This is a genomic window from Streptomyces flavalbus (assembly GCF_042674625.1).
GTDB lineage: Bacteria > Actinomycetota > Actinomycetes > Streptomycetales > Streptomycetaceae > Streptomyces > Streptomyces flavalbus.
In genome coordinates this window covers 7,651,751-7,673,328 of the sequence record NZ_JBHTEB010000001.1, presented here as the reverse complement: position 1 = coordinate 7,673,328, position 21,578 = coordinate 7,651,751, and the positions used below count along the sequence as shown (strand labels likewise).

Annotated in this window: 3 protein-coding genes; all 3 read right to left on the bottom strand. The window is 75.1% G+C overall.

Features of this window, described 5'->3' with window-relative positions; genetic code table 11:
• Window positions 1–7: 7 nt before the first annotated feature.
• The 3 genes from ACFQZ6_RS34105 to ACFQZ6_RS34095 are packed head-to-tail and all read right to left on the bottom strand — an operon-like array spanning window position 8 to window position 21,539.
• Window positions 8–10,690 (bottom strand): non-ribosomal peptide synthetase, encoded by a 10,683-nt coding sequence (locus ACFQZ6_RS34105; protein ID WP_381617372.1) that lies wholly within the window; start codon window positions 10,688–10,690, stop codon window positions 8–10.
• Complete coding sequence (locus ACFQZ6_RS34100) at window positions 10,687–13,935, bottom strand: non-ribosomal peptide synthetase (RefSeq protein WP_381617369.1); 3,249 nt, start codon at window positions 13,933–13,935, stop codon at window positions 10,687–10,689. Before ACFQZ6_RS34100 ends, ACFQZ6_RS34105 begins: the two co-directional genes overlap by 4 nt.
• A complete protein-coding gene (locus ACFQZ6_RS34095) occupies window positions 13,932–21,539 on the bottom strand; it encodes an amino acid adenylation domain-containing protein (protein ID WP_381617366.1) in 7,608 nt (2,535 codons plus the stop codon). Before ACFQZ6_RS34095 ends, ACFQZ6_RS34100 begins: the two co-directional genes overlap by 4 nt.
• Between the last annotated feature and the right edge of the window lie 39 nt (window positions 21,540–21,578).

Genomic DNA, 21,578 nt, shown 5'->3' with positions numbered 1-21,578 from the left:
TTCTCCGTTACGTCGTGGGGTCGGTCAGCGCCCGCAGGTAGCGGGCCAGCAGCGGGGCGTCGACCGCGGGGAAGGCGGCGCCCGCGCCGAGCAGCCGGGTGGTGGTGGCGCAGTCGTGGACGGGTTCGCGGAAGGCGTCCGCGTCCGGGTGGGCGAGCGGGGCGTACTCCTGGACGACGAGGGCGAGGCCCGCGTCGGACGGGTGCCTGGCGACCAGGTCCCGTACGGCGGTCAGCCACCGGTCGGGCGGCACCAGGCGCGCGGGGTGTCCGGCCAGCGGCAGCGCGTCGGCGAGCAGCCGCAGGGGTGTCTTGGCGGCCGGGGCGTAGTGGAAGGTCTCACCGAGGGCGTCGCGGCGCAGCGCGAGCGCGGTGATCGCGCCCGCCAGTTGTTCGACGGGGATCAGGTCGGTGGCGAGGGCGGTGTCGGGCACCAGGCCGGTGCGGGCGCAGGCCCGCATCAGGTGGCAGGCGACGTCCTGGCTCTGCCACCGTCCGGTCCTGCTGTCCCCGGCGATGCGTCCGGGCCGGTGCACGGCGACGGGCAGCCCGCGCGAGCCCGCCTCCCGGGCCAGCCGCTCGCTGGTCCACTTGGACTGGCTGTAGCCGTTGTCGTCGTACGGCGGTGTGGGCGGCAGGTCGGTCTCCCGCAGCGGGGCGCCGCCGCGGGCCCGCCCGAACACCGCCCGGCTGGAGACCAGGTGCACCGGCGTGGTCCGCTCGGCGCAGGCCAGCCGCAGGAGTTCGCGGGTGCCGTGCACGTTGGCGGCGCGCAGGTCGCGGTACGGCAGGGCGTAGTTGACGACCGCGCCGCCGTGCACGACGAGGTCGGCGCGGGTGGCCAGGGCCTGGAACTGGTGGGCCGGGAGCCCGAGTCGGGGCGCAGCGAGGTCGCCGGGGACGGGGATGACGCGGTCGGCCCAGGTGGGGTCCCACAGGTCGAGCGCGGTGAGGTGGTCCACGAGCCGTCGCCGGGCCGCCTCCGGGTCGGCGGCGCGGACCAGGCAGTGCACGGTCGCCGTGGTGTCGGTCAGCAGCCGGGCGAGGAGGAACGCGCCGAGGAAGCCGGTGGCGCCGGTGAGCAGGATCTCGCGGGGCGGCCAGACCTCCGGGCCGGAGCCGGTGGGGCGGATGGCGTCGTCGAGGGTGACGTCGGTGTCCGGGCGGGCCTCCTCCGCGGTCCGCTGTCCGGTGGCGGCCGGGTCCGGGTGGGCGTCCCGGCCGCTGGCGTCCAGGACGGCGGCCAGGGCGGCCGGGGTCGGGTGTTCGAACAGGGCGCGGACGCCGGGGGCCGCGGGCCACTCGCGTTCGATCCGGTCGTGGAGTCGGGCGGCGAGCAGGGAGTGTCCGCCGAGCGCGAAGAAGTCGTCGTGGACGCCGACGGTGTCGAGGCCGAGGGCTTCGGCGAACAGGGTGGTCAGGCGCCGCTCGGTGGGGGTGGCGGGTCCGGCGCCCCCGGTCCGCGGTGCGGCGGGCGCGGGCAGGGCGGCGCGGTCGACCTTGCGGTGGGCGGTGAGCGGCAGCCGGTCCAGGACCGTCGCCGCCGAGGGCACCATGTACGACGGCAGCCGTGCGGCGGCGGCCCGCAGGACGTCCCGGCCGCCGTCGGTGAGCGCCCCGGGCGCGGCGGGGACGAGGTGGGCGACGAGCCGCTGGTCGCCCGGTGTCGCCTCGTACGGTGTGACGACGGCCTGCGCGACCTCGGGGTGACCGGTCAGGACGGCCTCGATCTCACCGAGTTCGACGCGGTGGCCGCGCAGCTTGATCTGTGTGTCGTCGCGGCCGACGAACTCCAGGGCGCCGTCCGCGCGGTACCGCACGAGGTCGCCGGTGCGGTACCAGCGGCTGCCGTCGCGGGTGACGAAGCGGCGCCGGGTCTGCTCCTCGTCGGCGTGGTAGCCGCGCGCCAACTGCGGTCCGGCGAGCCACAGTTCACCGGTGACCCCGGCCGGGACCAGGCGTCCGTCGGGGTCGGCCACCCGGAGCCGTACGCCGGGCAGCGGGTGGCCGAGGGGCAGCCGGGGTTCGGTGCCGGTGACGCGGTGGGCGGTGGCCCAGACGGTGGCCTCGGTCGGGCCGTACATGTGCCAGACGGCGGCCCCGGCGTCCAGGAGGCGGCGGGCCAGGTCGGCGGGGACGGGCTCGCCGCCGCAGACGGCGGTGAAGCGGGCGGGCGGGCGCCAGCCCGCGTCCAGGAGCAGGTGCCAGGTGGTGGGGGTGGCCTGCATGACGGTCACGCCGGTGTCCCGCAGGCGCCGCGCGAACGCCGCCCCGTCGCGGGTCTCCGCCGGGGGGATGACCTCGATCGCGGCGCCGTTGGCGAGGGGCAGGAACAGGTCGGGCACGGACAGGTCGAACGCGGGGGTGGTCGGGGCGGCCATCCGGTCGTCCGGGCCGGTCCAGCCGAGCCCGGTGAGGTTGTCCAGGAGGCGGCCGAGGGCGCCGTGGGTGATCTCGACGCCCTTGGGTCGGCCGGTGGAACCGGAGGTGTGGATGACGTACGCCAGGTCGTCCGGGCCGGGGTCGGGGGCCGGGGCGAGGTCCGGCACGGGAGCGGGGTCGGGGTCGTCGAGCAGGACGACGGGGCAGGGCACGCCGTCCGGGAGGCTCCCTGCCGTCGCCGTGGTGGTGACCAGCAGGTCGGCCGCGCTGGCGGCGAGCAGCGCGCGGAGGCGCGCGGCGGGCTGGGCGGGGTCGACGGGCACGTAGGCGGCGCCCGTCCTGAGGATGCCGTACAGGGCGACGAACAGGTCCGCCGACCGCTCGGTGGCGAGCACGACCCGCCCACCGGGTCCGGCGCCGCGGGCCCGCAGCCGTCGGGCGAGCTGGTCGGCCGCGGCGTCCAACTCGCCGTAGGTGAGGGACCGTTCGGCGCACCGGACGGCGGGGCGTTCGGGGGCGCGGGCCGCCTGTGCCGCGAACCGGGCCACGACGCTCGGGCCGGGCGGCGTGGCCAGCGGCGCGCCCGTGCCCCAGGTGTCCAGGGCCTCCGTCTCCGCCGCCGACAGCAGCGGCAGGTCGGTGAGCGGTGCGTCGGGGCGGGCGGCGGCGGAGGTGGCGAGGGTGAGGAACCGGTCGAGGAGGCGTCGGGCGGTGGCGTCGTCGTACAGGTCGGCGTTGTACTCCAGGTGCAGCCGGTCGTCGGCGCCGTCGGCGCCCGGCTGCACGATCAGCGTCAGGTCGAACTTGGCGCCGCCGCCCGGCATGTCGACCTGCTCGGCCACGACGCCCGGCAGGTTCAGGGCGGGCGCCGGGAGCGGCATCAGGATGAACAGCACCTGGAACAGCGGGCTGCGCGACGGGTCGCGGGCGGGCCGCAGCTCCTCCACGAGCCGTTCGAAGGGCACCTCGGCGTGGTCGTAGGCGTCCAGGCAGGTGTCGCGCAGTCGGCGCAGCAGGGTGCGGAAGGAGGGGCGGCCGGAGGCGTCGCAGCGCAGGGCGAGGGTGTGGGCGAAGTAGCCGAGGACGCCTTCCAGTTGGGGGTGGGTGCGGCCGGAGTCGGGGGTGCCGACGGCGAAGTCCGGCTGTCCGGAGAGCCGGTGCAGCAGCGCGCCGAACGCCGTGAGCAGGGCCATGAACGGGGTGGCGTCCTCGGTGGCGGCGAGCTGGCCGAGCGCGTCGGCCAGGGCGCGGGGCAGCGCGGTGGAGCGGGTGGCGCCCCGGTAGGTCTGCCGGGTGGGCCGGGGCCGGTCGGTGGGCAGGTCCAGCGGGGGTACGCCGTCCAGCCGCCGCTTCCAGTGGGCGACCTGTTCGGCCAGGTGGGCGCCGGTCAGCCGCCGCTCCTGCCAGGCCGCGTAGTCGCCGTACTGGAGCGGCGGGGCGGGCAGGTCGGGGGTGGTGTCGCGGGTCAGGGCGGCGTAGGCGGCGGCCAGTTCGCGCACCATGATCTCGGTGGAGAGCCGGTCGGAGACGGCGTGGTGGGTGACGACGGCGAGGACGTGTTCCCGCTCCGACAGCCGCACCAGGGTGATCCGGGCCAGCGGCGCCCGGTCCAGCGGCAGGGGCCGCTCCGCCTCCTGCCGCAGCAGGGCGCGCAGGTCGTCCTCGCGCCGGTCGGCGGGCACCGCCGTGAGGTCGACGTGGCGCAGCGGCAGGTGCGCGCGCCGGGCGACGCGCTGCGCGGGCGCGCCGTCGACGGTGACCAGGCCGGTCCGCAGCGCCTCGTGCCGTGCGACGAGCAGGTCCACGGCGGCCTGGAGCGCCGCCACGTCGAGTCGGCCGCGCAGCCGCAGCGCGCCCCGCATGAGGTAGGCGCCCGCGCTGTGCGGGGCGAGCCGGTCCAGGAACCAGACGCGGCGCTGCTGGGCGGAGGCGGGCAGCAGGGTGTGCGGGCCGGGGTCGCGGTCGCGTACGGGGATGGGGGCCTGAGGTGCCTGGGCGCCCGCGGTGAGGAGTTCCGCCTGGGCGGCGACGGTGGGCCGTTCGAACACCGACCGTACGGTGAAGGGGCCGCCGGTGGCCGCGCGCAGCGCCGTGACGAGGCGGGTGGCGAGCAGGGAGTGTCCGCCGAGGGCGAAGAAGTCGTCGTGGACGCCGACGCGGTCGAGGTCCAGCAGGTCGGCCCAGACGGCGGCGACCGCGCGTTCGCGGTGGTCGCGCGGGGCGACGTAGCCGCCGCGGCCGGTGCGCTGCCGGGCGCCGGGGGCGGGGAGCCGGGAGCGGTCGACCTTGTTGCGGTTGAGGGTGAGCGGCAGTTCGTCCAGCACCATCAGGGCGGCGGGCACCATGTGGGCGGGCAGCCGGGTGCGGGCGCGCTCGTCCAGGTCCGCGAGGAGCGGCCCGTGCGGTACGGGCCGTTCGAGGACGACGTAGCCGACCAGGCGCGGGTCGCCGGGGGTGTCCTCCCGTACGGTGACGACGGCGTCGCGGACGTCGGGGTGGTCGCGCAGCAGGGTCTCGATCTCGCCCAGTTCGACGCGGAAGCCGCGCAGCTTGACCTGGAAGTCGGTGCGGCCGAGGAACCGCAGGGCCCCGTCCGGGGTGTAGCGCACCAGGTCGCCGGTGCGGTAGAGGCGGCGGTCGGGGTCGCGCGGGTCGGGCACGAAGCGCTGCCCGGTGAGGTCGGGGCGGTGCAGGTAGCCGTCGGCGAGTCCGTCGCCGCCGATGTACAGCTCGCCGGGGACGCCGACCGGGGTGCGGCGGCGGGCGGTGTCCAGGACCAGCAGGTCGGTGTTGGCGACGGGGTGGCCGAGGGGCAGCGGGTCGTCGTCGGGGCCGACCTGGTGGACGGTGGACCAGACGGTGGTCTCGGTGGGCCCGTACAGGTGCCAGACGGTGGCGCCCGTGCCGGTGAGCCAGTGCGCGAGGTCGGCGGGGACCTTCTCGGCGCCCGCGAGGGCGGTGAAGCCGGGCGGCGGCGTCCAGCCGACCTCCTGGAGCAGCCGCCAGGTGGTGGGCGTGCCCTGGAGGTAGGTGACGCCCGCCGCGCGCAGCCGCTCGCTGAGCCGTTCGCCGTCGAGTACGTCGGCCAGCGGCACGGTCTCGACGCGGGCGCCGCACAGCAGCGGCAGGTAGAGGTCGAGGACGGGCATGTCGCAGGAGACGGTGTTGGCGGCGGCGACCACGTCCCCGGCGCGGACGCCGGGCTCCTCGGCCATGCTGAGCAGGAAGTTGACCACGGGCCGGTGCGGCAGGGCGACGCCCTTGGGGCGGCCGGTGGACCCGGAGGTGTAGATGACGTACGCCAGGTCGTCCGGGCCGGGTCCGTCAGGCAGCGGGTCGGTGGACTCGCGGGCGACGGCGGGCCAGTCGGCGTCCAGGCGCAGCACACGCGCCTTGGTGTCCGGCAGCGCGTCCGCGAGGTGGGCGTGGGTGAGGACGAGTGCGGCGCCGGAGTCCTCCAGCAGGTACCGCAGCCGCTCGGCCGGGAAGTTGACCTCGGTCGGCACGTACGCGGCGCCGGAGCGCAGCACGCCCAGCAGGGCCACCAGCAGGTCGGGGCGGCGTTCCAGGAACAGCGCCACGAAGGTGCCGGGACCGGCGCCCTCGGCGCGCAGCGCGCGGGCCAACTGGTTGGCGCGGGCGTCGAGTTCGGCGTACGTCAGCCGCTGGTCGCCGTCGGCCACGGCGATCCGGTCGGCGTGCGCGGCGAAGGACGGGGCGAGCAGGCCGGGCAGTGAGGTGGCGGGGATGTCGAGCGCCGGTCCCGTACCCCAGCGGGTGAGCAGCGCGCGCTCGTCGGCGGGCAGCACGTCGAGGGCGGCCACGGGTCGGTCGGCGTCGCACAGGGCGTCCAGGACGGTCGCGTACTGGCGGAGCATCCGTTCGACGGTGGCGGCCTGGAACAGGTCGGTGCGGTACTCGGCGACGACGCGCTGACCGCCGTCGTGCGGGTAGGCGGTGAAGGTGAGTTCGTACTTCGCCGACTCCGCGGCCGGGGGCAGCGGTTCGGCGCGCACGCCGGGCAGGGCGAGGCCGGGCGCGTCGAGGTGGACGGCGATGAACATGGCCTGGAAGAGCGGGCTGCGGGCCAGGTCCCGGTCGGGCCGCAGCTCCTCGACGAGCTTCTCGAAGGGCACGTCGGCGTGCGCGTAGGCGTCCAGGCAGGTCTCCCGGACGCGGGCCAGCAGTTCCGCGACGGTGGGGTCGCCGTCGAGGCGGGCGCGCAGGACCAGGTTGTTGGTGAGGTAGCCGACCAGGTTCTCCAGCTCGGGGCGGGTACGGCTGTCGATGGGGGTGCCGATGGCGAAGTCGTCCTGGCCGCTCCAGCGGGACAGCAGCACCGCGTACCCGGCGAGCAGCACCATGAACAGCGTCGCGTCGTGCCGTTCGGCCAGCGCGGTGAGCCGTCGCACCAGGTCGGGCGGCAGGTCGTGGGTGGCGGTGGCGCCGGTGTGGCGGGGGGCGGCGGGGCGGGGCGCGTCGGTGGGCAGGTCGAGGACGGGCAGCCCGGCCAGCCGCTCCCGCCAGTGCTCGACCTGGCGGGCGGGTTCGGGGCCCGCGAGCCAGCGCTGCTGCCAGGCGGCGTAGTCGCCGTACTGCACGGGCAGTTCGGGCAGCGCGCTCTGCTCGCCCGGGTAGGCGGCTGCGAGTTCGCGGGTGAGGACGTCGACGGTGAGGCGGTCGCAGACCGCGTGGTGGACGACGAGTTGGAGGACGTGCCGGTCGGGCGCGAGCCGGAGCAGGGTGACACGGGCGAGCGGCGGCGCGGCGAGGTCGAAGGGCGCGGTGGCCCGCTCGCGCAGGACGCGCCGCGCGTCGTCGGGCCGGTCGGTGAGGTCGACCAGCTCGAACAGCGGTACGGGGTCGGGGTGGACGACCTGGACGGGTTCGTCACCCTGGACGGTGAACGAGGTGCGCAGCGTCTCGTGGCGGCGGGCGAGCCGTTCCGTCGCCGCGCGCAGCGCGTCGGCGTCGAGCGGGCCGTCGAGGCGCTGGGCGCCGTGCATGACGTACGCGGCGGCGCTGTCCGGGTCGAGCTGGTGCAGGAACCACACCCGGCGCTGCTGGAACGACGCGGGCAGCAGACAGGCCCCGGCGTGCGGGCCGGACGCCTCCGGCACGCGGTCGAGGGCGGGTACGGCGGCGGTGGCGGCGGTGTGTTCGTCTGGCGTGGGCAGCGCGGCGGCCAGGTCGGCCAGCACGGGGTGCTGGAAGACGGCGCGGGCGGGCAGGTCGATGCCGAACCGGGCGCGCAGCCGGGCGGCGGCGCGGGCGGCGAGCAGGGAGTGTCCGCCGAGCGCGAAGAAGTCGTCGTGGACGCTGACCGTGTCGAGGCCGAGGACGTCGCACCACACCCGCGCGACCTCCCGTTCGGCGTGGGTGCGGGGCGGTTCGGCGGACCGGTGCGGTACGGCGGCGGCGCCGGGCGGCGGCAGCGCGGCGCGGTCCACCTTGCGGTTGGCGGTCAGCGGCAGGGCGTCCAGGACGGTGAACGAGGCGGGCACCATGGGCGCGGGGAGCGCGGCGACGGCGTGGGCGCGGACGGCGGCGACGGTGTCTGCGCCAGGTTTCTCGGGGAGAACCAGGTACGCGGCCAGCCTCGGGTCTCCTGGCACGTCCTCGCGGACCTGGGCGACGGCCTCCCGGACCGCCGGGTGCGCGGCGAGTACGGACTCGATCTCGCCCAGTTCGATGCGGAAGCCGCGCAGCTTGACCTGGAAGTCGCGGCGCCCGAGGAACTCCAGTCGCCCGTCGGCCCGGTACCGGGCGAGGTCGCCGGTGCGGTACCAGCGGCCTTCGGGCCGGTCGACGAACCGCTCGGCGGTCAGCTCGGGCCGCCTCAGGTAGCCGTCGGCGAGTCCGGCGCCGCCGATCCACAGCTCGCCGGTGGCGCCGAGCGGGCGGGGCGCGCCGTCGGGTCCGGCGACGCGGACGACGGTGTTGGCGAGGGGTCGGCCGAGCGGGACGGGGTCCTCGTCGCCGCGCACCCGGTGGGCGGTGGACCAGACGGTCGTCTCGCTGGGCCCGTACATGTTCCACACGTCGGCCCCGGTCGCGGCCAGCGCCGCCGCGAGGTCGGACGGCAGGGCCTCGCCGCCGCACAGCACCGTGAACCGCCGCCCGCCGGGCCGCCAGCCCGCGTCGAGGAGCAGCCGGAAGGTGCTGGGCGTGGCCTGGAGGACGGTGGCGCCGCAGGCGTCGAGCCGGGCGGCGAGCCGCTCGCCGTCGGCGGCCTCGTCGGCGGGGACGACCTCCACGCGGGCGCCGGTCACCAGCGGCAGGAACAGTTCCAGGGCGGCGATGTCGAAGGAGACGGTGGTGACGGCGGCCAGCACGTCGTCGGCGGTCAGGCCGGGGGTGCGGGCGGTGGCGTGCAGCAGGTTGGTCAGCGCCCGGTGCGGGACGACGACGCCCTTGGGGCGGCCGGTGGAACCGGAGGTGTAGACGACGTAGGCGGGGTCGTCGGGGCGGGGGAAGGCGGCGGGCGGTTCGGTGTGCGGGGGTGGAGCGGCTGGGGCGTCGAGGAGCAGCACCGCGGGGATGCCGTCGGCCGGGAGGCGTGCGCGCAGGGCGCGGGTCGTCAGCAGGGCGCAGGGCCCGGCGTCGTCGAGGACGAGGCGGGTGCGGGCGGCCGGGTGGGCGGGGTCGAGGGGGACGTAGGCGGCGCCCGCGCGCAGCACGCCGAGCAGGGCGGCGACGAGTTCCGGGCCGCGGGGCAGGGCGACGGCGACCCGTGAGCCGGGGGTGACGCCGGTCGCGACGAGCCGGGCGGCGATCTCGTCCACGCGGGCGCGCAGTTCGCCGTACGTGAGGCGCTCGGAGCCGCAGCTCACGGCCACCCGGTCGGCGTCGGCGTGCGGTTGCTCGGAGCCGCGACCCACGGCGGCCCCGTCGGCGGCGGCGGTGAGAAGCCGCTCGACGACGCTCGCCCCGGGCAGCTCCCGTACCGGCCCCGTCCCCCACTCCCGCAGCAGCGTCTCCTCCTCCGCCGAGGCGAGCGGGAGTTCGGACAGCCGTAGCTCCGGTCGGCGGACGGCGGCGGCGAGGAGGCGGCCGTAGTGGTCGAGGAGCCGTTCGGCGGTGGACCGGTCGAACAGGTCGGTGTCGTACTCCAGGACGGCCCGCATCACGTCGCCCCGCGGTACGAGGGCGAAGAACAGGTCGAACTTGGCGGCGCCGGTGTCGGTGCGCAGCATCTCCAGCCGGGGCAGGCCGGGTGCGTCGGTGGCGGGCATGGGGACGTTGCCGAAGACGAACATCACCTGGAACAGCGGGCTGCGGGACAGGTCCCTGCCGGGCGCGAGGTGTTCCACCAGCCGTTCGAAGGGGACGGTGGCGTGCGCGTAGGCGTCCAGGCAGGTGCCGCGGACGCGTTCCAGGAGGCGGTCGAAGGACGGGTCGCCGGACAGGTCGGCGCGCAGGACGAGGTTGTTGACGAAGAACCCCACCAGGTCCTGCACCTCGGGCCGGTCCCGCCCGGCGACGGGCGTGCCGACGGGGATGTCGTCCTGGCCGCTCCAGCGGTGCAGGACGGCGCCGAACGCGGCCAGCGCGGTCATGAACGGGGTGGCGCCGTGCGCCTTGCTGAGCGCGCCGAGGTCCCGCACCACGTCGGCGGGGACTTCGCCGGTGACGGTCGCGCCGCGGTGGGCGCGTACGGGAGGGCGGGGCCGGTCGGTGGGCAGGTCGAGGACGGGCAGGTCCCAGAGCCGCCGGGCCCAGTGGTCGAGTTCGGCGCGTTCCCGGGCGTCGTCGGCGCGCTCACGCTGCCAGGCGGCGAAGTCGCCGTACTGGATGGGCAGTTCGGTGAGCCGCTCGCCGCGGTAGCTGGTGAGCAGGTCGCGCAGGAAGACGCTGCCGGACCACTGGTCGTAGACGGCGTGGTGGAAGGCGGCGACGAAGGCGTGGTCGTCGGGGCCGAGGGTGACCAGGGCGGTGCGGAACAGCGGGGCGCGGTCCAGGGTGAACGGGCCGAGCACGGTCTCGCGGAGCACGGTGTCGAGGTCGGCGGGGTGGTCGGTGAGGTCGAGCCGGGTGAGCGGGACGGTCAGGTGAGGCGCGATGGCCTGCACGGGTTCCCCGTCGACGTCGACAAGGGCGGTGCGGAGGGTCTCGTGCCGTTCCACCAGCGTGTTCACGGCCCGGTGCAGGGCGTCCGGGTCGAGCGGCCCGCGCATCCGGACGGCGACGTGCTCGACGTGCGCCGCGGCGCTGCCCGGCTCCAACTGCTCCAGGAGCCACAGCCGGTGCTGCCCCGAGGAGCAGGGCATGAGTTCGGTGCCGACGGCGGCGGACAGGTCCTGGGTCATGCGGTGCCCCCTCCGACCGCCGTGCGGCGGGCACGTCGGGTGATGGGGGCGGAGTCCGCGCCCGTGGCGGCCGCGGGGGCGGAGTCGGCGAGGTCCGCCGCCATGGCCGCCACGGTGGGCCGGTCGAAGACCAGCCGGACGGGCACCTCCACGCCGAGGGCGGCGGAGGCGCCGAAGGCGACGCGGGTGGCGAGCAGGGAGTGCCCGCCGAGCGCGAAGAAGTCGTCGTGCACGCCGACCCGGGCCACGCCCAGCACCTCGGACCACACCCGGGCGAGGGCCTCCTCCCGCTCGTCGCGGGGCGCCACGTAGGCGGCGCCCAGGTCGGGGCGGGCCCCGTCGGGCGTCGGCAGGGCGGCGCGGTCGGTCTTGCCGTTGACGGTCAGCGGCAGCGCGTCGAGCCGGACCACCGCCGAGGGCACCATGTGCTCGGGCAGCCGCGCCCGTACCCGGTCCCGCAGCCGGGCGGCCGGGTCGTCGTCGCCGTCGGTGACGACGTAGGCGACCAGGCGCCGGTCGCCGGGGGTGTCCTCGCGGGCGACGACCACGGCGTCCCGTACGGCGTCGTCCTCGCGCAGCACGGTCTCGATCTCGCCGGGCTCCACCCGGTAGCCGCGGATCTTGACCTGCTGGTCGGCGCGGCCGAGGAATTCGAGGTCGCCGTTCTCCAGGTAGCGGGCCAGGTCGCCGGAGCGGTAGAGGCGGGCGTCCGGGTCGTCGGAGAACGGGTCGGGCAGGAAGCGTTCGGCGGTCAGTTCGGGCAGGCCGAGGTAGCCCCGGGCGACGGCGGGCCCGCCGACGTACATCTCGCCGCCGACCCCGATCGGCGCGGGCCTGCCGTGCCGGTCCAGGACGTGCACGCGTACGTCGGGCAGGGGGCGGCCGACGTTGTTGGGGATGTCGCCGGTGAGGTCGGCCGCGGTGACCTCGTGGGAGGTGCAGTGCACGGTGACCTCGGTGATGCCGTACATGTTGACCAGCCGTGGCCGGTCGAGCCCGAACCGCTCGGCCCACGGCGCGAGCACGGGCGCGTCGAGCGGCTCACCGGCGAAGACGACGTAGCGCAGCGGGGGCTGCTCGTCGTCGGCGGCGGCGAGCGCGACGGTCATGTAGGGGCGGAACGCGGACGGGGTCTGGCTGAACACGGTGACGCCGTGCGCGCGCAGCAGGGCGTGCAGGGCCTGCGGGGAGCGGGCGTCGTCACGGGGTACGACGACCAGGCGGGCGCCGTTGCAGAAGGCGCCCCAGGTCTCGAACACCGACACGTCGAACGCGTAGGAGTGGAACATGCTCCACACGTCGTCGGGGCGGAAGGCGAAGCGGGTCCCGGCCCCGGCGACCAGCCGGGCCACGTTGCGGTGCGTCACCACCACGCCCTTGGGGCGGCCGGTGGAGCCGGAGGTGTAGATGACGTACGCGGGCGAGTCGGCGTCGGCGCGCTGCGCGGGCGGCTCGTCGCCCAGCGCGTCGAGCGCGGCGGCGTCGGCGTCGAGGTCGACGCGGGGGCCGTCGAAGGCGGGGGCGCGGTCGCGGCCCGCGGCGTGGGTGACGAGGGCGCGCACGTCGGCGTCGCGCAGGGTGTAGGCGAGCCGGTCGGTGGGGTGGGTCAGGTCGAGCGGGACGTAGGCGGCGCCCGCCTTGAGGACGCCGAGGACGGCGACCAGCATGTCCGTGGACCGCTCCATCGCCAGGCCGACGGTGGCGCCGGGGCCCGCGCCGAGGTCGGTGAGGCGGTGGGCGAGCCGGTTGGCGCGGCGGTCGAGTTCGCCGTAGGTGAGCTGGTCGGCGCCGCACTCGACCGCGACCTTGTCGGGGTGGCTGCGGGCCCGCGCGGCGAACGTCTCGTGCAGGGTGCCCGTCACCGGCACGGGTGCGGTGGCGGTGAACTCGTCGAGCCGTGACTGCTCGGTGTCCGGCAGGACGGGGATGTCCCCGAGGCGGCGGTGCGGGTCGTCGATGATGGCGGTCAGGGCGGTGTAGAAGTGGTCGATGAGCCGCTGCGCGGCCCGGTCGGGGAAGCGGGTGCGGTCGTAGACCAGCCGGGGCACCGGCAGCCGCTCCCCCGGCATGATGATCATGGTGATCGGGAAGTGCGGTCGGCCGTCGTAGGTGGACTCACCGATCCGTACGCCGTGCAGGGTCATGTCCGGCACGGGCACGTTCTCGTAGGCGAGGTCCATGTCGAACAGCGGGACGCTGCCCGGGAGTTGGGCGAGGCGGCGCAGTTCGGGCAGGGCGATGTCGGCGTTCTCCCTGGCCTCGGCCATCTCCTGCTGGAGGGCGCGCAGCCAGCCGATGAGGTCGGCGTCGGGGTCGACGTGGGCGCGCACCGGCATGGTGGCGAGCATCGGCCCCATGATCTGCTCGGCTCCCGGCAGCCCGGCCGGGCGCTGGGTGCCGGTGGACCCGGCGATGACGTCGTCGCAGTCGAGGTAGCGGCTGAGCAGCAGTGCCCAGGCGCCCTGCGCGATGGTGTTCACGGTCAGCCCGTGCTCGCGGGCCACCTCGGCGAGGCGCGGGACGAGGGCGACCAGGTCGCGGTCGGGCACCATGCCGTGGCTGGGCTCGCCGGGGCCGGGCGGGCGGCGGTCGATGCTGCCCAGTTCCAGGGGGCGGCGCGGCGGCTCGTACCCGGCGAGGTGGCGGGTCCAGAACTTCTCCGCCCGCTCGGTGCCGCGCCGCTTCCACCAGGCCACGTAGTCCCGGTAGGGGCGGGGCCGTTCCAGCGCGGGGTGCCGCCCCTGGGCGAGCCCGTTGTAGAGCTGCGTCAGCTCGAAGAAGCACAGGCCGAACGACCAGCCGTCCAGCAGCAGGTGGGAGAAGCTCCAGAAGAACGTCCACGTGTCGTCGGCGGTGCGCAGCAGGGCGGTGCGCATCAGCGGGGCCTTGTCGAAGGCGAAGCCGCGCATCCGGTCGTCCAGCGCGAACCGTTCGTAGCGGGCCCGCCGCTCCTCGTCCGTGGCGTCGCGCCAGTCGAGTTCGGGCATGTCCAGCGGCACCGTGCGGTGGACGACCTGGAGGGCCTTGCCGACGCCCTCCCAGTGGAAGCTGGTGCGCAGGATCGGGTGCCGGTCGACGATGGTCTGCCAGGAGCGGCGGAAGGCGGCCATGTCGAGGTCGCCGTGCAGGGTGAGGGTGATCTGCTCCAGGTACACGCCCGCGCCGGGGGTGAACAGGTTGTGGAAGAGCAGTCCTTCCTGGACGGAGGAGAGTTCGTAGACGTCCTCGATGCCGTCGAGCCTCATCGGTTCACCTCGCGGTTGCTGCCGTCGTTCGGGGGGAAGTCGTGGTCGCCGTGCGGGGCCGCCGCCGTACCGTCCAGGGCGGCGGCCAGCGCGCCGAGCGCCGCCTGGTCGAGGTCGGCCAGCGGGAAGTCACTGGGGCTGACCGCGCCGCTGTCCGCCGCCGCGCAGTGCTCGGCGACGGCGCGCAGCGCCCCGTCCAGGTGGGCGGCCAGGTCCTCGGCCAGGGCGCGCGCCGCGTCCCCCCGGCAGGCCCAGTCGATGTGCCACCGCCCGTCGAGGCGGTACGTCGTGACGACGAGCGGATGACCGGGTGCCGTCCCCACGTCCCACACCGGCGGCGCCACCGGCCCGTCCGGGCTGAAGGGGTGCCCGAGGCGCGGCAGTTCGGCCAGCGCGTCCAGGTCACGGAGGAGCAACACGGCGGGGGCGGCGGTACGAAGGCTGTCGTCGCGTACGGCGGCACGGAGCCGTTCCTTGGCCGCCGTCAGCAGCGCCGCCGTCTTGCCGGGCGCGTGCCGCTCGATCGTCACCGGCAGGAGGCGGGAGAAGGCGCCGACGCTTCCGCTGACGTCCAGGTCGCCCAGGTTCAGGGGCCGGGCGTCGTCCTCGACGGCGAAGCCGAGGGCGTGCCGGTCGGTGACCTCGAAGGCGGCGGAGGCGAGCACGGCGAGCGCGACCTCACGGCCGGTCAGCCGGTACGCCGACGCCGCCGCGCCGAGCAGCCGTTCGGCCGCGTCACGCTCCAGCACCGTGGCGAACCGGTGCACGGGCGCGTCCGTCGAGGGCGTGGCCTCCCCGCTGGCGGGCGCGTCCGTCGACGGGGTGGCCTCCCCGCTGGCGGGCGCGTCGGGCAGCGCCCGGACCCAGCGCGGGAAGGGCCGCGTCGGCGGCAGCAGGTCGACGGGGCGCCCGTCGCGCAGCAGCTCGGCCGCCGCGGAGAAGTCACCCAACAGCAGTTGCACACTGCGCAGATCGGTGACCAGCGCGTGTGACAGCCACATCAGCCGACGGTCGCCGGGGCCGAGGTCGAACAGGGCCGCCTTGACGGTGAGCCCGGCCGCCGGATCGAGTTCGTCGCGCATGTCGTCGCCGAGCTGCTTCATGGCCGACGCCCGCCGCTCGGCCGGGAGGGCGGACAGATCGATCAGCGGTACGTACGAGGTCGCGTCACCCGTCGCGTCCGCCGGGCCGACCTCGGTCTGGTGCCAGCCGTCCGGCCCCGCCCCGAACCGCAGCCGCAGCGCCGGGTGCCGACGTACCAGCAGCGCGAGGATCTCCTCCGCCTGCTCGGGCGCGAAGTCGGGCGTGACGGGGAGCGTGAACCGGTGCGCGGTCGTCGGCGGTTCGGGCTCCGCCAGTTCGAAGAGGTGCCGCTGGTACGGCGTGAGCGGCAGCGTCTCGTCGTCCCCGTCCGCCGCCGTCCCGGCCGCCCGCTCGTCTACGACGGCGGCCAGCTCAGCGATCGTACGGTGCCGGAACAGGTCCGCGGCGGTGACGTCCATGCCCTGCGCCCCGGCCCGGGACACCAACTGCACACCCATGATCGAGTCACCGCCGAGGGTGAAGAAGTCGGCGTGCGGGTCGAGCCCGTCGATACCGATGATCTCCGCGGCCAGGGCGGCGAGCGCGGCGGCGGTGGGACCGAGGGCGGCGCGCTGGGGGGTGGGTGTGCGGGTGGTGGTGGGGTCGGGGAGGGCGGTGCGGTCGACCTTGCCGTTGGCGGACAGGGGGATGGCGTCGAGGGTGTGGAGGAGTGGGGGGACCATGTAGGCGGGGAGGCGCTGTTCGGCGTGGGCGCGGACCCGCTGCAACAACTCGTCTTCCGGCGTTGCTGGTTCTTCGGGGACGACGTAGCCGACCAGGCGGCGGTGGTGCCGGTCACCGGGGGCGGCGGCCACGGCGGCGCGTACGCCCTCACAGGAGGCGAGGGCTGCTTCGATCTCGCCGAGTTCGATACGGAACCCGCCGACCTTGACCTGGAAGTCCTCCCGGCCCAGGAACTCGATGTCCCCCGAGGGCAGCCAACGGCCGATGTCGCCGGTGCGGTACAGACGTTCCCCGGTCGTGGGGTGGGTGATGAAGGAGGCGGCGGTGCGTTCCGGGTCACGCCAGTAGCCGTCGGCCAGTCCTGTTCCGGCGATGAACAGCTCGCCGGGCACGAACAGCGGGCACTCGCGGTACTGCGTGTCCAGGACGTGGAAGCGCTGGTTGCGCAGGGGACGGCCGTACGGGATGGAGTCCCAGGTTGGATCGACGGTGCCGACCGGATACGCGATCGACCAGATGCCCGCCTCCGTCGCCCCACCCAGGCTGACTACCTGCGCGTCCGGCGCGAGGGCGCGTATCCGGTCCGGCAGGTCCACCGGAATCCAGTCCCCGGACAGCAACACCAGCCGCAACGGGACGGTCTCGCCGATGGTGTGCTCGACGAACATCCCCATCAACGCGGGGACCGAGTTCCACACGGTGACGCCGTGCTCGCTCACCAGCTCCAGCCAGTGCCCCGGGTCCCGCCCCGTGCCCGGCCCCGGCAGCACCAGCGTGCCGCCGACGCCGAGGACGCCGAACACGTCGAACACCGACAGGTCGAAGCTCAGTGAGGACAGTCCCAGGACCGTGTCCGAGGCGTCGATGCCGTACCGCTCGCACACGTCCACGCACGTGTTGAGCGCGGCCCGGTGCGAGACCGCCACCCCCTTCGGCACACCCGTCGAGCCGGACGTGTAGATCACGTAGGCCAGGTCCCCGGGCCCGGTTTCCGTTGCGGGAGGCTGTGCGTCGTCGGCAGGTTCGGTGAGGTCCACGCGGTGTTCGACGGTTCCGTCCGGCCAGTCGAGTGGGGTTTCCCGGCTGGAGGTGAGGACGACCCGGCAGCCGGAGCGTTCCAGCAGGGAGTGCCTGCGCTCGGCGGGCAGTTCGGGGTCGACCGGCAGATAGGCCGCGCCCGCCATCAGCACACCCAGTGCCGCGACGACCTGCTCCCGGCTCTTGCCCATCGACACGGCGACCAGCTCACCGGGGGCGAGCCGCCGCGCGACCGTGGTCGCCCGAAGCCTCAACTCGTCGTAGCTGAGCGTCCCGTCGGCTGCGATCACCGCGTCCTTGTCCGGGTGCTCCCGCGCGCGTTCCAGCACCCGCGAGTGCAGCAAACCCTCCGGTACCGGCCCGTCGGTTGCGTTCGCCTCCGCCACCACCGCCGGGGCCAACTCCCCCAACCCCGAGGACGACCACGCCGTCTCCTCACCCGCCAGCCCCTCCAGCAACCGGCAGTAGGCGCCGAACATGTCGTCCACCATCCCCGCCGGGAACAGCTCCTCGACGGCGGGCCAGCTCAGGTAGAGGCCCTTGCTGGTTTCCAGGACGGCGGCGTCGATCCACACCTGTGGTGTCTGGACGGACTCGTGGACGAGGTCGCCGAGCCAGTCGAAGAGCGTCTCGCCCTGGTCCCCGGTGTCCTGGACGAGGGTGGAGGTGAAGACGATCGGCATCACGGAGCCGCTGGTCCCGCCGCGCTGTCGGGCGAGTTCGCGCAGGACGTCGACGCCGTTGACGTAGCGGTGTTCCAGGTCCTCCCAGGCGTGTTCCTGGAGGGCGCGGGCGATGGCGGCGATGCCCGTGTCCCGTTCGAGGTCGACGGGGAGCAGGTCGAAGGAGGCGAACTCGCCCACGAGCCGGTCGGCGTCGGGGTGGACGGGGAGGCGGTTGATGACCGTGACGTTGAGGGTGAAGCGCGGGCTGCGGGACCAGCGGCCGAGGACGGTCGCGTAGGCGGCGAGCAGCACGGCGGAGGGGGTGACGCCGTGGGCGGCGGCGCGGTCCTTCACACGCTGCCAGGCGTCCTGGGGAAGGACGTGGCTGCGGGGGGTGAACCGGGGCTCGGTGAGCGTGGAGGGCGCGACGGCCAGCGGGAGTTCGGGAGCCGGGGGGAGTTCCGCGACGCGTTGGCGCCAGTGGTCGAGCGACTTCTCGTACAGCGGGGTGCCGCGGACCTGGGCGGCGGCGAGGACGTAGTCCCGGTAGGAGATCGCGATCTCGGGGAGTTCGGCCGTGGGGTCGGCGTAGAGGGCGCGCCACTCCTGGAGCAGGATGCGGATGCTGCCGATGTCCGCGATGAGGAGGTCGAAGCTGAGGTAGAGCCGGGTGCGGTCCTCGGGGAGGTGGACGGCGGTGATGCCGAACAGGGGCCAGGTGTCGGTGGGGCGCATCTCGTGGGAGACGCGGTCGCGCAGGGCGTCTAGGCGGCGGGCGCGCTCCGCCTCCGGTATGCCGCGCAGGTCGACGCGGTCGAAGGCGTAGCGGCCGGGGTCGGGCAGGATGCGCTGGCGGCCGTCGTCGGTCAGGACGGCGTTGAGCATGGGGTGCCGACGCAGGAGCCGGTTCCAGGCGCCCTCCAGGCGGTCGAGGTCGATGCCGGTGTTCTCGACCTCCCAGTAGATGTGGGCGGCGACGTTGCCGAGGGTGAAGTTGCCCATCCGGCCGATCCACTGGGCCTGCTGGATCTCGGTGAGCGGGAAGGGGTCGTGGAGGTGGTCGGGGTCGGCCACGGCGACCGGGAGGGCGTCAGCCGCTGTTGCGTCGGCGCCGGTTCCGCCGTACTGGGTGACGAGGTCGGCGACCGCGGCGACGGTGGAGGCCCGGACCAGGTCCCGCATGGGGACGGTGACGCCGAGGTCGGCGCGGATGCGGGCGACGACCTGGGTGGCGAGCAGGGAGTGGCCGCCGAGTTCGATGAAGTTGTCGTGCACGCCGACCGGGGCGATGCCGAGCAGGTCCTGCCAGATGGCGGCGACGGCGGCTTCGCGGGTGTCGCGCGGCTCCTGGTACGGGGTGCTCAGGGCGGGCCGGGAATCCTGGAAGACGGGTTCCGGTTCCGTGCCGTCGTCGTTGGTGACCGCGTCCAGGGGCAGCGGTGCGGGGCTGGTGGCCGTCGGGGCGTCGATCCAGTAGCGGCGGCGCTGGAACGGGTAGCCGGGGAGGGCGACGCGGCGGCGGTCGGTGCCGTCGAGGGCCTCCCAGTCGAGGTCGGCGCCCGCCGTCCAGAGCCGTCCCACGGCGCTGAGCAGGAACTCCTGCGCGCAGGCGTCGCTGCCGGGTTCGGGCAGGGTGGGGACGATGGTGCGGTGCGGTGCGCCGTCGGCGCCGCGGGCCAGGGTGGACAGCGTCCGGCCGGGGCCCACCTCGACCAGGAGCAGATCCTGCTGTTCCAGCAGGCGGCGTACGCCGTCGCCGAAGCGCACGGTGTCGCGGGCGTGGCCCGCCCAGTAGGCGGGGTCGGCGAGCTGCTCGGCGGTGATCCAGTCGCCGGTGCGGTTGGACAGGTAGGGGATGTCCGGGGCGCGGGTGGTGAGGCGGGCGCCCTCCTCGGTGAGGCGGGGCAGCACCGGGTCGGTCATCGGGGAGTGGAAGGCGTGGGAGGTGTGCAGGCGGCGGTGGCCGATCTCCCGCCGTTCCAGTTGGCGGGCGAAGGCGGTGACGGCGTCGTCGGGTCCCGCCACGACGCACAGGCGGGGGGCGTTGACGGCCGCCACGGCCAGCGGTGCGGGCAGCAGGCCGCGCAGGGTGTCCTCGTCGAGGGCGACGGAGAGCATGGCGCCCGGGTCGAGGCCCTGCATGAGGGCGCCGCGCCGGGCGACCAGCCGCAGCGCATCGGGCAGGGACAGGGCGCCGGACAGGCAGGCCGCGGTGATCTCACCGACGCTGTGGCCGAGGAGGGCGTGCGGGCGCAGGCCCCAGTCGGTGAGCAGGCCCGCCAGCGCGTACTCGACCGTGAACAGGGCGGGTTGGGCGTACTCGGTGCGCTGGAGGTCGGCGGTGTCCTGGGTCTGCTGGAGGTCGGCGGCGACTGTGTCCTCGGTGCCCTCGCCGTACAGCAGGCTCCGCAGGTCGCGGCCGAGGTGTGGGCGCAGCAGGTCCGCGCAGGTGTCGACGCGGCGCCGGAAGCCGGGCTCGTGGTCGTACAGTTCCCGTCCCATGCCGGGGTACTGGCTGCCCTGCCCCGGGAACAGCAGGGCGATCCGGGCGCCGTCGCGGGCGTGTCCGCTCGCCGTGTGGGCGACGTCGGGGGCGTTGAGGCGGGCGGCGGCCTCGGTGTGGTCGTGGACGACGACGGCGCGCCGGTGGGCGAAGGCGCGGCGCCCGCGGTGCAGGGTGTGGGCGACGTCGGCGAGGTTGTCCGGCGCGGCGCCGGGTGCCGTGAGGGCGGCGGCGAGCGCCCCGCTGGCCTCGTCGACGGCTTCCGGGGTGCGTGCCGACAGGGTCAGCAGTTGTACCGGGCGGCGCGGCGGAGGTGAGGGCGCGGGCTCGGGCGCCTCCTCCAGGATCACGTGCGCGTTGGTACCGCCGAACCCGAACGAGCTGACGCCGATCCGCAGCGGCGTCCCGCCCTCGGGCTTCCAGTCCCGGAGGCGGTCGTTGACGAAGAACGGTGAGGCGGCGAAGTCGATGCGCGGGTTCGGTTCGCGGTAGTTGACCGTGGGCGCGAGGCGGCGGTGCCTGAGCTGGAGCACGGCCTTGATCAGCCCGGCCACGCCCGCCGCGCTGTCCAGGTGGCCGATGTTCGCCTTCACCGAGCCGAGGGCGCAGAAGCCGGTGCGGTCGGTGTCCGCGCGGAACGCCTCGGTGAGCGCGGCGATCTCGACCGGGTCGCCCAGCGGGGTGCCGGTGCCGTGCGCCTCGATCGCCGTGACGGTGTCCGCGTCGACGTCGGCCACGGCCAGCGCGGCGGCGATCGCGGCGGCCTGCCCGTGCACGCTGGGCGCGGTGTAACCGACCTTGTCCGCGCCGTCGTTGGTGAGCGCCGACCCCTTGAGCACGGCGTCGACACGGTCTCCGTCAGCGAGGGCGTCCGCGAGCCGCTTGAGGACGACGACACCGGCGCCGCTGCCGCCGACGGTGCCGTTGGCCGCCGCGTCGAAGGGGCGGCAGTGCCCGTCCGGGGAGAGGATCATGCCCTCTTCGAAGCGGTAGCCGACGCGGTGCGGGACCCGGACGGTGACCCCGCCCGCGAGCGCGAGGTCACACTCGTACGACAGCAGCGCCTGGGCCGCGAGGTGCACGGCGACCAGCGAGGACGAGCACGCCGTCTGCACCGAGACGGCGGGGCCCTCCAGACCGAGCTTGTAGCCGATGCGGCTGGCCAGGTAGTCCTTGTCGTTGGCGATCAGCAGCTCGAACCCGGCGGCGGACGCGTCCACCCGCCGCCCCGGCAGCAGATTGCTGAGCAGATAGCCCGACAGACTGCACCCGGCGTACACACCCACGCCCTGCCCGCCCTCCGGGTGCCCGGCGTCCTCCAGCGCGTGCCAGGCGCACTCCAGCAGGATGCGGTGCTGGGGGTCGAGGAGCGCCGCCTCCCGGGCGCTGTAGCCGAAGAAGCGCGCGTCGAAGCGGTCGATGCCGTCCAGTACGGCACCCGCCCTGACGTAGGCCGGGTCAGCGAGCAGGTCGGGGTCGACGCGGCCCTTGAGGTCGTCGTCGGGGAGGACGGTGATCGACTCGACTCCGTCGCGGAGGTTCTGCCAGAACGCGGTCACGTCGGGCGCGCCGGGCAGCCGCCCCGCCATGCCGATCACCGCGACATCGGGGGTGACCTGGGCTTCAGCCATGGCCGTGGGGTCCTTTCTGGGTGTGCGCCAGTGGGGGGA